We start from the raw sequence: 13,928 nt of genomic DNA on the forward strand, positions 1-13,928 counted from the left end.
TATGAATAGTCCCGAAGATGCATTAAGAGAACGTATTAAAGAACTTACCTGCCTTTATGAAGTTTCTTCAATTCTGGTAAATGCAAATCCTGAGGAGCAGGAAGAGACTTTTAGAGCTATTAGCTTGTGTTTAAAGCGGGCTTTTCAGTATCCTGAATTTACCGAGATTAAAATTCAACAGGGGGAGACCAGCACAAAAACGGGCGATTTTAAAACAGACAATTTTTTAAAAGCTTCAATAAATTTATTCAACAAAGAAGAAGGTATTCTGCAGGTAGGTCTTAATAAAAAAGAGTTGCTTTTTCTTGCGGAAGAGCAGCAGCTCATAGACAATATTGCACTTAAAATTGGAGATTTTCTAGAGCGGGTTGCAATTAAACGTAGTGAGACCTTCCTTAAACAACAGATGGAGCGTGCAGACCGCCTATCAATTTTAGGCGAACTTACTGCGGGTATTGCTCATGAGCTCAATACACCATTGGCTAATATTTTAGGTTTTTCAGAACTACTTAAAGATAATTTTGAAGATGATAAAGAAACAGTAGCAGATTTAGATAAGATTATTAAAAACGCTATTTTTTCTAGAGAGGTGGTAAAGAAACTCATGTTTTTTGCCTGTGCTATGCCTCAGGAAAAAAAGAAGATAAACATCGTACCTCATATTAATGATGCTATTAATCTGCTTGACGCTACCTTTAAAAAAGAGCGGGTAAAATACATAGTAAAAATACAGGAAGAGGAAATGTTTTTGCGGGCAGATACTGTGCAAATCACGCAAATTATTTTTAACCTTATTATAAATGCTATATACTTTACTCCAGAAGAAGGATTAGTTACCGTTGAAGTCCACGAAGATTCAAATACAATTGTTTTAAAAATCATTGATGAAGGTCCCGGTTTGACTGAAGACGCTTTAGAAAAAGTTTTTCAGCCGTTTTTTACCACAAAACCTACGGGAGAAGGTTCTGGTTTAGGACTTAGCGTGGTACATGGCATTGTAGCAAGCCATCAGGGAACTATTAGTGCAGAAAACAATAGTGATAAAGGCGCTACATTTATAGTAAGCTTACCTAAATAAACGAGATGCAATTACGTAAAGAGAATATTCTTATTGTTGATGATGATCTCAATATCTTAGAGCTATTGCAGCGGCATTTAAACTCTTGGGATTATCATACCTACAGGGCAGTTTCGGTTAAAGAGGCCGTGAGTATTTTAAGCGATACTCAAGTAGATTTGTTGATTACAGACTTAAAAATGCCTCAAATAGATGGCTTCGAACTTATAAAATTTGTTTCTGAGCATTACCCACAGATTCCTAAGTTAATAGTTACCGGCTATCCTTCGGTTCAAGACTCGCTTGCAGCGATTAAATCTGGCGTACTCGAGTATCTTACTAAACCCTTTACTAAAGACGAATTAAAAAATGCTATTGAAAAAGCAATCCCTAAAGATTTAAAAGAGAGTGTTGAACCAATTCAGCGTTCAAAAAATAATGATACTGCGTTTAATGAAATAATAGGTGCCTCCGAAAAAATAAGCGAGGTTCTGCAGATTATTGATCGTGTAAAAAACAACAAAGCTACAGTTCTGGTTACGGGTGAAAGTGGTACTGGTAAAGAACTGGTGGCGCGGGCAATTCACTACAGCGGAAAGTTTGCTGCGGCACCATTTATTGCAGTTAATTGTGGGGGTATTCCTGAAAATTTACTTGAAGCAGAACTTTTTGGGTATACAAAAGGAGCTTTTACAGGAGCAGATAAAAATAGAAAAGGAGCTTTTCAAGCGGCTCAGGGTGGTACGCTTTTTTTAGATGAAATAGGCAATGCTTCGCTTGCAGTACAGGTGCGATTACTACGTGTTTTACAGGAAAAAGAAGTAGTACGTATAGGATCGCAGATCCCAGAAAAAATAGATTTACGTGTGATTGCAGCAACAAACAGTGATCTACACGAAATGATTAAAAAACAAACTTTTAGAGAAGATTTGTATTACAGGCTTAGTGTGGTAGAGATAAATGTTGCGCCATTACGCGAACGTGTAGCAGATATACCCTTGCTTGTAGAAAAATTTCTCTTTAAATACGGGATTGAATACAAAGACCGGTTTATAAAAATAGATAGAGAAGCTGTAGACGTTTTAAAGCGCTATCAATGGCCCGGTAATATTAGAGAGTTAGAAAATGTAATACAACGAGCTGTTATAATGTGTGACAAGAATATTAAGGTAACACATTTACCAGATCACTTGAAATATGTTTTAGATTTTCCGGAAGAGGCTTTAACTACTTTAGCTGCAATGGAAAAGAATTATATATTAAAAGTACTTAGAGCTACAGGTAACAACAAGACCAAAGCAGCAGAAATTCTTCAAATTACCCGCAAAACACTTCGCGAAAAACTTAAAGATTAACTATCAAATTGCATTGCTAAGGTACAAGCAGCACAGACAAGTAAAGGACGGGATTTCTTATTTAACGATTAAAATTTTAAAACCATTAATTGGTGCTACATACACCAGCTGGTCAATCCTTACCCACTTGGGTAAACTTTTCCTATTTCTTAAATCGAAAAAAATAACGCACGACACTATAAGTGTCTAAATATAAGGATGTTGAGATTTGTCCTGCTTTATTAATGCGGTATTGGCATTAGTATTGCCCTTAGCAGTATAGTTAAAGTTATATACTATGAAAATCAATTCATTTAACATTTGCCCCAGTTGCAGACACGTGCATACGTGTGTGCTAACAATGCAAAAAGATCAGGTATGGTCTTGCAGCGAATACGACTTTTCAGATACGCTCATTAATTCACATTTAATACAAACACAACAACAAAAAAAATAATTACTAAACTTAAAACATAGTACTATGAAAACTATTTTATTTACAATGCTAATCGCTTTTGGTTCATTAAGTCTTCAGGCACAAAAGCAATGTGATACTCCAGATTTGAAAGTAGGTGATGTTCTAAAAATTTCTGGTGATACAAATACGACCTTTCAACATATAAATTTTCCGAAGAAAAACTTCATAATTAAACGTGGAGGCATCGTAGACTACAAAAAATTAAATAATAAAGAGGTAGAAATAACAGGTGTACAACATAAAGAAGGCTGTATTTCTAAAATTGACGTTAAACTCGCAGATGGATCAAAGTTTTTTAATGCAGTTAGTGCAGTTAGCATAAATTTGAAGGGTGCTTTATCAACTGGTGAAGTAACCTTGAAATAATAAATTTATATGACAAGTCTAGAAAAAAATACAACGGTAGTTGTAAATCGTCCTTCAAAATCTAATGCAACGGGGATGGTAGAAAATGTTCTGGAGCAGTTTAACACTGCGGCAGATATTATCAATTTAAATCCTAACATACGCAGGATTCTTAGCGTAACTAACAATGAGATTATCATACATTTTCCGGTAAAGATGGATAATGGTGATGTCGAAATTTTTACAGGTTATCGTGTACAACACAATAATGCTTTAGGACCTTATAAAGGCGGCCTGCGTTACCACGATACCGTAGATATTGATGCTGCAAAGGCTTTAGCTATGTGGATGACCTGGAAAACATCATTGGCTGGTTTACCATACGGGGGTGCAAAAGGAGGTATTCAAATAAATCCTAAACTGTATTCTCAATCTGAATTAGAACGTATTACCCGTAGGTTTACGTATGCATTAGGTGAAAACATAGGACCTGAACATGACATACCTGCGCCAGATGTTAACACAGGAGCGCAAACGATGGCGTGGATTGCAGATACATACATGTCTACAAAAAGTCCGTCTGAGCGTTCTACGCATCAACACGTTGTTACTGGTAAGCCGGTAGGTTCTGGTGGTCTTGAAGGCCGCGATCGTGCAACAGGATATGGTGTTTATTTATGTATCAAACTCTGGGCAGAAAAAAACAATATGCCGCTTAAGGGCAAAAAATATATTGTACAGGGCTTTGGAAATGTAGGATACTGGGCCGCTTATTTTATGGAGCAGGAAGGTGCTCTTATGGTAGGTGTTCAAGATGCTTTTGCAAGTATTTATAAGGCAGAAGGTATAGGAGTAGCAGAGCTGTTTACCCATATTAATGCTAATGAAGGCGGTGTTCAGAATTTTCCGGGTGCTAGCGAAATTGAGAAAGACACTTTCTTTGGTATAGACTGTGATCTTATTATTCCGGCAGCATTAGGAAATCAAATCACCGAAGATAATGCCGCAGATATTAAAGCAACTCTTATAGCTGAAGGTGCCAATGGACCAACAAATGTAGAGGGAGAAAAAATTCTACTTAAAAAAGGTGTGACCATCATTCCTGATATTTTATGCAATTCTGGCGGGGTTATAACCAGTTATTTTGAGTGGCTTCAAAACCGTAACGGAGAGCTTTGGAAGCTTGATGAGGTTATTGAAAAATTAGATAAAAAACTGGGAGCAAACTTTCACGATGTATGCAATGCTGCAGAAGAGCGTAATATAGATATGCGTTCTGCTGCGTACATTTTAGCGATAGAGCGTATTGAAAAAGCATATGTGCAACGCGGGATTTTCCCATAATTGAAATACCTGTTTTGAAATACGGAAGCTTAATTTTAGAGAAGAAAGAATACGTTCTTTTAAAGCGTATTATGAATATCTCCTATCATTTAGACGACCCTATTATACGCGATTCAATACATAAATTGAACGAAGAATTACAACTGGCCATGATCTGCGAGGATATAGATGTCCCCGCAGATGTGGTTCGGTTTAATAGTAAAGTTACGGTTGAGAGCAGCGAGCAAACACACGATTTATACATAGTGCCTCCTGCGCAAAGTAATCTCTTAAAAAAACGCATTTCTGTTATGTCACCTTTAGGTGCTGCATTAATGGGTTTCTCTGAAGGAGATGAAGTCTTAGGCGATTTCCCAGATGGTTCTAAACGTTTACTTATTAAAGCTGTTTTGCAGCAAGACACTTCTATAGATACTACTGTTTTATAATAGTTGAGTAAATTATTTATTATGAATATGAGAACTTATAATCACGATAACGAGTTTGATCTTTTTCAGAAGAATACACGCGCAGAACTGTATACCTGGATTAAGCTATTAGAAAATCTAAATCTGGAGTTTGAAACACTCGTTAATCTCGTTGAACATAATCATACTATAGACTCAAGCTTAATTCAAAAGATAGTTGATAAGAAAGCAGAAACAAGCTCACAGCTTAATATTTATTATAAATATGTAAATCAGGTTGAAGATAATAGAGAATGCGATGATATGGATTGTGAAATTTATTATCAACGCCAGCACGAGCAGCTAAGACGATTATTTAACTATCATGCTGAACAATGCACAAAATTAAAATGCAGTTTTTTTAATAGTTTAAACCTGCAATCAAATATTCAACTTAAAAACAACATTCAAGCGGGAATGAAGTAAGATTCTGGCTGTATACTAATGAATAAACCTCAAGACTATTTTTTAACAATTCAACTTTTTAATAAAGATATTAAAGAATTGAATTTCTGGATGATGCAACTAGAGCAGCTCACTGTAGAGATAAACCAATTAACTGCTATCGAAAAAAAACTATTAAAAAACAATTCTTTAAATTATAACCTGCTCGCATTCAGAAGAAAAAATACGTTATTTCTTGCTGCTTTATTTAGACAGGAGCAGAGGCTTCAAAAAGAAAAAGAATACGGCTCTGGGATTTACAATTTAGATTGGAATCACGAGCAAGATATGCAACGCAATCAGTTTACAAATCATTTTAGAGAGTTTAAAGCGCTACAAAACATCATTTATGAGCGCCTTATTTCGTTAGAAATAAGATAACACGTATAGAGACACAAGAAGTTTATAACTCACTTAAATTTTAAAACAGATGAAAACAAACCATTTTAAATTTTATCTGCAGGTTATTATTTTATGTGTACTATTTTTTGGCTTTCTTTTTTTGTTTAATAAGATGGTGACGTATATATTTTAATTGAAATCTACTTTTATTTATAATTATAAAGCTCTAAACGCTGTATTTTATAATCTTCTTTAAAGATGCGCAAATGCCTGCCCTGATGCGTCTGATCACCATTTAAATGGCGTATTATTTTCCAGTTATCATTCTCAAAAACTCCTTCATCTACTTTTAAAATGCCCACATGTAAATCTGGATTTTTGAGATTTTTAAAGGTTACATAGATTCCGTTTCCTGCTATATAAAACTCATGCGCTCCGGTTTGTACAATGAGTGCTCCTGCCATATCCCAATTTTCATTTTTAGCGGCATCTTCCCAACCTAATTTGTAACTGTGGTTAAATGTAAATTCATAATCTCCCAGAGTAATTACACTCCCTTCATTTTCTTTATCAAGCAAGACACCTTCAATTTTATTTTGACCCTGATTAGCCATTAGAATTGGTGTTAATTGTCGCAGTAAATTATACATTTTAGATAAGGGTTGATTTTCGGGATTTTCAGCAGATTCTATTGCAAATGGTGAAAAACCTATTGCCTCATAGTGACCTATTGCAAAAGCAGCTTTCCCGGCAATGGTATTATCATAGCGATGCTCAGGAATAAATAAAGGGTCTCCCTGTCTTACATATAAATCATTCCAATATTTAAAATCTGGATTGTAAAAATCGGGAGCCATAAAATCTATTTTAGATCCCGCAGCTTTCCAGATATCCATTAAATGCGGCAGAGGGCCGGCACTAGGGTATTCACCCGGTTTACGACCTTTGTAATTTAAAGCAGCATTAACAAACATAGGGAGCGCATAGGCATCTTTACCGGCTGTAATAACCGCATTTGTAAATTCAGAAAAATACCAGGCCATAAAAAACTCATCGGTGTGTTCTCCTTTACCAAAGAGTTCTTCCCAATTTCCTTTTGTTTTAAAGCCCTGTTGTTCCCACGCGCTATAAAGTTCTGGCACAAGATTCTCTTTGTGTTTCTGCATATAAGTTATAAGAGCTTGCGGAACTGCCATTTCAAATTTGAGATTAGCTTCTTTGCTGTGATCTCGTGCAGCGGGTAGCATTCCTATTTCATTTTCGGGCTGTACCATAATTACAGTTTGTTCTTTTGAATCAAACTCTTTTAAATGCAGCATTAATGCTTTAAACGCAGCGCGATCTGCATTTAAATTTGCCGAGCTAAATGGGGAAAGTAATTCCTGGCTAATTCCGTTATCATCTTTTGCTCGCGGAAATTTTTCCTGATTGGTTTTTACCCAGGATGGAGCATGACTAGACATACTATTTTTCCAGGAACCAAACCAAAGCAACACCACTTTGAGTTCGTTTTTACGAGCTTCTTTTAGTAAATCATCTAAAAGCTGAAACTTAAACTTTCCTTCTTCCGGTTCTAATAATTCCCAGTAAACGGGAGCTAAAACAGTATTGAGATTGAGTGCTTTCAACTTGGGCCATACAGGTGCCATATTTTCAAGACTGGTAAACGTAGAATTGCCCAGTTCTCCTCCCAATATTAAAAAAGGCTTCCCTTCTACAATAAGTTGAGTGGCATTACCTTGTTTTCTAAGATGCGGAATTGATGATTCTTGTACTTGTGCAGTTGTTGTAAATACAGCTATGATTAATAAGAGCAGGGTTTGAATATATGTTTTAATTCTATTCTTCATAGGAGTTTAAAGTTTATGCAGGTAATATTTTAAAATAGATTTATCTATGATATTAATTTCTCTAGAGCTCAAATATCCTGGTTAAAACCGGTAGTTTCTAGCATATATGTTGCTCTTGCTAGTACATATGGTGCATTTATAAATCTGTTATTTTTTTCTATTTATATTGAAATTAATCTAATATGTGGTCTAAAATTTAAAGCTGAAGTTCTTCCATTTTTTTAAAAAGATATTTTTCTTTTTTTAAATTAACGAACTCCCTATACGCGTCAAAATAGAATTAACCTGTACCTTTTCGTTTTAAAGAATTATGAAGATTAGAGTGTCTTTCAAGATAGCAGTTATTTTTAGTTTACTACTACAAAGTAGTCTATTTGCTCAGGAAGTAGGAGAAGAGTACCGTTTTTTAAATATTGCAAACGGAAATACACAACGAGCTGTTTCTACAATTGTTCAGGATAGTCTGGGTTTTATTTGGTTTGGTACAAATGGCGTAGGCATAAATAGATATAATGGTGCCGACTTAACATCGTACAAGCAGAATTTTAATGATAGCAACTCTTTAGGTAGTTCACTTATACATAAACTTTTTATAGATAAGGCAAATCGCCTGTGGGCAGGTACAAACTATGGGTTAAATCTGTATAATCGAGATTTTGATAATTTTAAAGAAGTTAAGCTTTATGTAGACTCACTAGAGGTTTCAAATATTCAAATTAGGGCGATACAGGAAGATGCAAATGGCAATTTGTTAATAGGCTCGCATTATCACGGGCTTTTTAAAGTAAACCCAAAAACATTAAAAGGATATCAGGTGCCCGTGCGGTTTTCAGGAATTAATTCGCTAGAAGTTAACAGCATTGTAAATAGTACACACGGAGATTTATACATAGGTACAAATAAAGGGCTTTTTAAATATACGGGTACCATTGTAGAACCGGTATTAGCTCAATATGAACAAGATGATAAACTTATATCACACCATATTGAAACCTTGTATTTTGATAATACCGGTGCTTTATGGTTGGGAACCTTTGCAAACGGATTATTTAAAATAAGCTTTGATGCGCGAGGAAATTATACCACATTACGTTATGAAATAAGTGATAAACGTATTCTTGCTATAGCACAGGCTCCAGATGGTAAAATGCTCTGCGGAACTGAAAATGACGGACTCTTTGTTATTGATAAAAATGATCAGGTTTATAAAAATTACAGACATAATAAATTTGATACCGGAAGCATAAAATCAAATTCTATTTGGTCTTTGTTTGTAGACACGCAAGGCCGTATATGGATAGGATATTACAATCAAGGATTGGCTGTTTACGATAAATTCTATGATAAATTTAAAGATATAGAAAGCCTGCCATACGTTAATAATTCGCTGCACGGTGCTTCGGTAACCGGTATAATTAACGATAAAAAAGGAAATATCTGGATAGGGATAGACGGCGGTGGTGTTGATGTGTATAACACGGCAAGTAAAAATATCACACACCTTACAGATCCTAACAACCCTATAGCAAAAAATCTTGATGCCCGCGATATTGTCACACTATTTATAGACAGTAAAAATACAATTTGGGTGGGCACCTGGAATTCGGGGATTTTCTATCTGCCAGAAAATGCTTCGGCATTTATACAATACAATGTCTCTAATACTGATGGCGGTTTAAAATCAAACCGTATTATGAGTTTTGCAGAAGACTCAAAAGGCACTATCTGGATAGGAACATTTCTCATGGGCTTGCATTCATACAGCCCACAAACTAAAAAATTCACTCACGTTAACGACCAGTTATTTACGAATCCCCTGGCAAGCCAGCGCGATGTGCGTACTGTTTTAGTAGATAAAAAAGATGCGGTTTGGCTGGGTACTACCAGTGGTCTTTACGAAGTAGAACAACTTCCTGACGGCAGTATGCGTGCAATTTCTTTTAAAGAGAAAATGCGTCAAAATCTAGTAAACAGAACAGAGGTAGATATCATCGTTTCGCTATTTGAAGATTCTAAAGGTATCATCTGGGCAGGTACCATAGGAGCCGGCTTGTGTAAATACAATCCTGCTGAAAATACATTTACATGGTTTACTAGAGAAGATGGCCTGGGTCAAGAGACGATTGCTTCTATATTAGAAGACGATCTGGGTAATATTTGGGTAGGTGGAAACAACGGTCTAACGCAATTTAATACCGCCTCAAAAACGTTTAAGAATTTTGATAAGCAAGATGGTCTCCTGGCCAATGATTTTAATTATAATGCATCATTTAAAGACGAGAATGGCTATTTATATTTTGGTAGTTATGAGGGTATAAATTATTTAAATCCTAAGAACATAAGTTTTAACGATTATAGTCCGCAGGTTTATTTTACAGACTTCAAACTCTTTAATAAATCTGTTATTCCTAATAGTGAAGATGCTCCTTTAAAGAAAGTTATTTCACAAACAGAGGCAATCACACTCACCAGTGCGCAATCTGTATTTACAATAGAATATGCAGGAATTAGTTTTACACGATCTGAAAAAAATCAATATGCATATTATCTAGAAGGCTTTGATGAGAAATGGAATTATGTAGGTCAAAGCAGAAGCGCTACATACACAAATCTTCCTCCCGGTGATTATGTGTTTAAAGTAAAAGCCGCTAATAATGATGGTGTTTGGGATGAAATTCCGCAGACATTAAACATAAAAGTTTTACGCCCGTGGTGGTCTACAAATACAGCTATTGGGGCATATTTATTTGCACTGCTTATCATTTCGTTTTTTATATACAATCTCGTAAAACAACGGGTTGCCGAAAAACGCGCAATAGCTTCAGAACGGGACAGAAGAATACAGGAAGAAGTATTAAATGATAGAAAGCTTCAGTTTTTCACAAACATCTCGCACGAGTTTAGAACGCCCCTCACACTTATTTTAAATCCGTTAGAAGATATTATAGATGGGGGTTTTTCAAAAATGCCCAAACCCGTTACCGATAAGCTTGCAATCATTCATAAAAATACAAACCGTCTCAAGCGCCTTATAGACGAGCTTATGGATTTTAGAAAGCTCGAGATCAATAAATTTTCGGTAAAAGCTTCAAAATTAGATGCAGGAGCTTTTGTTAAAGAAATCACTTCTCATTTTGAAGAAGAAGCTTCACTTAAAAATATAGCACTGAGCGTAGAGACCGATGAGGTTGATGTAAATCTGTGGAGCGACCCTTCTATGCTTGAGAAAATTTTATTCAATTTATTGTCAAATGCCTTTAAAATCACACCAGATTCTGGTAGCATTTCAGTAAGTGTGTACAGGTGTAATCAAAAAATAATACTCCCGCTAGTAGATGAGAACGAACCCGTTTCTGCTTTAGAAATACAGGTTGAGGATACTGGCCTGGGTATTAAAAAAGAAGAAGTAGATAAAATTTTTGAGCGGTTTTATCAAGTTGAAAAAATGAACAGTCAGTACTACGGCGGTACAGGTATAGGTCTCGAGGTGGTTAAAAATTTTATAGACCTTCTTAAAGGTAAAATTGAAGTAGAAAGTGAAGAAGGTGTAGGGACCAAGTTTAAATTGTTTTTCCCGTTAGGCTATGCGCACTTTAGTGCAAATGAACTGTTTTTGGTTCCGCAGGAAAGTGCTACTGTGCCACAAAATAATATGATTCAAAGGGATTCGGTTTCAGAATTATTAAAAGACAGCGATTTAAAAAGTTTGCTTATTGTTGAAGATAATGCAGAGTTGCGCAATTATCTAAAAAACGAACTCTCTTCAGAATATTTTATTCTGGAAGCTTCTAACGGTACCGAAGGTTTAGCTCTTGCTTCGAAGAAGATACCCGATTTAATCATTACAGATGTGGTAATGCCCGAATTAGATGGCTTTGCTTTTTGCGCACAGCTCAAAGCCGATTTAAAAACCAGTCACATTCCACTAATAATGTTAACGGCAAAGGCAATGACTGAAGATTGGGTAACCGGTATAGATGCCGGTGCAGATGTATACCTCAACAAGCCCTTTGACATGAAAATTTTAAAGGCACAATTACGTCAGATTATTTTGAGTCGTCAGGTACTTTTTAATAAATATCTAAAGGATTCTAATAATGTCATGATTCCCGAAAACACCTCACAGCTCGACAAGAAATTTATCACAAAAGTGCTGGAGTATATCACTACAAATATTTCTGATGAAAACCTTACGGTAGAAAATCTGGCCGAAGAGCTGAATTTAAGTAGAAGTCAGTTGTATCGAAAAATTAAAGCTCTTACCGGTAATTCTGCTAATGAATTCTTGAGAAAAATACGCCTTGAAAAAGCAAAAGAACTCATCGAAAGTGGTAATGCTTCAATAAGTGAGGTTTGTTTTAAAGTGGGTTTCTCGTCCCCTTCGTATTTTACTAAATGTTTTAAGGCTCATTTTGGGATTTTACCTACTGAGCTTAAATAGAGCTCGTAGATCGCGTATTTGCTGCATTTAGCCACAAATGTTTCAACAAGTGCTTCATAGTTAGTATTGGGTAGATTTTAATTGGGCGAATTTTAGAGATCTAACAACACGTGTTTTTTGAACACCTAATCGCTAAAATTAATAATGGAAACATCTAGACTAAACCGGTTAATTACGCAAACGATGTATTTGCGTAAAACGTTTTCTAGTTTGTTTGTATTACAAAATGTGTTGATTCAAATTCATGTAAAATAAGCTCCTTTTAAACTAATAAATACCCTACCACATATTTCATGAGCACCCATTCACAAAAATTATCGATCAAGGAAAAAATAGGCTACAGCCTGGGCGATCTTTCAGCAAATTTGGTTTTTCAAACCCTAATGACCTACCTGGCCTATTTTTATACAGATATCTACGGTTTAAAAGCAAATGATGCTTCAGCAATTATTCTTACTGTAGGACTGGTGGCTGCATTTGGTTTCAACCCAGTAATAGGGGCTTTGGCAGATCGTACAAAATCGAAGTATGGTAAATTTAGACCGTGGATTATCTGGACGGCAGTACCTTTGGGTATTGTAGCGCTTTTAGCCTTTACAACTCCAGATTTTGAGTATAAAGGTAAAGTGGTTTATGCGGTTGTAACCTACACATTATTATTACTCTTATATGCTTCTAATAATCTTCCTTATTCCGCACTTAGCGGGGTGATTACGGGAGATATGGGAGAACGCAACAGTTTATCTGCCTATCGTTTTGTGGCAGTTATGTTTGCTCAGTTTTTTGTTCAGGTATTTATGCTGCCTATCATTGAATCTGCAGGAGATGGCGATAAAGCCGTAGGCATTGAGATTGTAATGACATGGCTTGCTATAATAGGTACCATAATGCTCATCATTACTTTTTTAACCACAAAAGAGCGTATTATACCATCTGTAGATCAAAAGTCAAGTATTAAGGAAGACCTGGGTGATTTATTCAAAAATCGCCCTTGGGTGATAATGCTGGTGCTTACTACGTTAGTTTTTATAACACTTGCAATGAAAGGGGGTTCGTATGTCTATTACTTTAAAAATTATGTAGACCCAAATGCGCTTACTACGTTTATACAGCCTATACTCGATTTTTTAAATTCTATAGGAATTAATTTTTTTGGGGAAAACCCGGTCTCTGCGGGCTTTGGTCTATTTAATGCCGGCGGTATTATCTTTATGATTGTGGGGATTACCTTCTCAAAACGCTTTGCAGATAAATACGGAAAACGAGATGTTTTTGGTGTGGCTTTATTTTTATCAACACTTTTTATAATTGCGTTTTACTTTTTTTCAAAAGAGTCTGTAGGCTTAATATTTCTCTCCCAAATCCTACACGGATTCTTTTATGGGTTAACCATACCCTTACTTTGGGCAATGATTGCAGATGTTGCAGATTATTCTGAATGGAAAAATAATCGAAGAGCAACCGCTATTATATTTTCGGCAATGATGGTAGGTTTAAAAGGAGGGTTGAGTATTGGGAGTGCTTTAGTCACGTGGATTTTAGGTTTATATAACTATATCACTAAAGAAGCTGCGGTAGCAGGAGAAGCGCTTATACAGCCCGAAAGTGCTATACAGGGAACCCGTTTGCTGGTGAGTATTTATCCTTCAATACCTTTTTTAATAGGTATAGGCTTGTTGTTTTTCTACGAGATTAATAAAAAAGCAGAAACTCAAATAGAAACCGACTTGAAACAGCGTAGAATTAAATAGTTTAGAATAAATGCTATTCCCTAAACTTACTAAAAATCACGTGTATAATGTGTTTTTAGTAGCTTCAGGGTTTTTATTGAGTGGCAGTATTGCAAG

At 35.7% G+C, this 13,928-nt stretch carries 10 protein-coding genes; 9 read left to right on the forward strand and 1 reads right to left on the reverse strand.

Annotated features, from left to right (window positions below):
• Position 1: 1 nt before the first annotated feature.
• The 7 genes from ACEN25_RS09750 (at position 2) to ACEN25_RS09780 (ending at position 5,829) form a co-directional block, all read left to right on the forward strand.
• Entirely contained in the window at positions 2-1,078 is a 1,077-nt protein-coding gene (locus tag ACEN25_RS09750) for a sensor histidine kinase (protein WP_441802740.1), read from the forward strand.
• A 5-nt stretch (positions 1,079-1,083) separates the two neighbouring features.
• A complete protein-coding gene (locus tag ACEN25_RS09755) occupies positions 1,084-2,412 on the forward strand; it encodes a sigma-54-dependent transcriptional regulator (protein ID WP_441802741.1) in 1,329 nt (442 codons plus the stop codon).
• Between the two features lie 460 nt (positions 2,413-2,872).
• Complete coding sequence (locus tag ACEN25_RS09760; protein ID WP_441802742.1) at positions 2,873-3,235, forward strand: hypothetical protein; 363 nt, start codon at positions 2,873-2,875, stop codon at positions 3,233-3,235.
• A 75-nt stretch (positions 3,236-3,310) separates the two neighbouring features.
• The gene (locus tag ACEN25_RS09765) at positions 3,311-4,558 is read left to right on the forward strand and encodes a Glu/Leu/Phe/Val family dehydrogenase (RefSeq protein ID WP_441802759.1); all 1,248 of its coding nucleotides are present in this window, start codon (positions 3,311-3,313) and stop codon (positions 4,556-4,558) included.
• A 14-nt stretch (positions 4,559-4,572) separates the two neighbouring features.
• Positions 4,573-4,986, forward strand: coding sequence for a GreA/GreB family elongation factor (locus tag ACEN25_RS09770; RefSeq protein WP_441802743.1), 414 nt, complete (start codon positions 4,573-4,575; stop codon positions 4,984-4,986).
• Between the two features lie 21 nt (positions 4,987-5,007).
• Complete coding sequence (locus ACEN25_RS09775; RefSeq protein WP_441802744.1) at positions 5,008-5,430, forward strand: hypothetical protein; 423 nt, start codon at positions 5,008-5,010, stop codon at positions 5,428-5,430.
• A gap of 18 nt (positions 5,431-5,448) precedes the next feature.
• Positions 5,449-5,829 carry a hypothetical protein gene (locus ACEN25_RS09780; protein WP_441802745.1) on the forward strand — a complete coding sequence of 127 codons (381 nt, stop codon included), beginning with the start codon at positions 5,449-5,451 and terminating at the stop codon, positions 5,827-5,829.
• Positions 5,830-5,996: 167 nt separating this feature from the next.
• Here ACEN25_RS09780 and ACEN25_RS09785 read toward each other — a convergent pair whose 3' ends face one another.
• Entirely contained in the window at positions 5,997-7,640 is a 1,644-nt protein-coding gene (locus tag ACEN25_RS09785; protein WP_441802746.1) for a GH35 family beta-galactosidase, read from the reverse strand.
• A 310-nt stretch (positions 7,641-7,950) separates the two neighbouring features.
• Here ACEN25_RS09785 and ACEN25_RS09790 point away from each other — a divergent pair, with 310 nt between their 5' ends.
• Together ACEN25_RS09790 and ACEN25_RS09795 are read left to right on the forward strand one after the other, a co-directional pair.
• The gene (locus ACEN25_RS09790; RefSeq protein ID WP_441802747.1) at positions 7,951-12,081 is read left to right on the forward strand and encodes a two-component regulator propeller domain-containing protein; all 4,131 of its coding nucleotides are present in this window, start codon (positions 7,951-7,953) and stop codon (positions 12,079-12,081) included.
• 293 nt (positions 12,082-12,374) lie between these two features.
• The gene (locus ACEN25_RS09795; RefSeq protein WP_441802748.1) at positions 12,375-13,832 is read left to right on the forward strand and encodes an MFS transporter; all 1,458 of its coding nucleotides are present in this window, start codon (positions 12,375-12,377) and stop codon (positions 13,830-13,832) included.
• Positions 13,833-13,928 lie beyond the last annotated feature (96 nt).

Origin of the sequence: Leeuwenhoekiella sp. W20_SRS_FM14 (assembly GCF_052119605.1) — a bacterium.
GTDB lineage: Bacteria > Bacteroidota > Bacteroidia > Flavobacteriales > Flavobacteriaceae > Leeuwenhoekiella.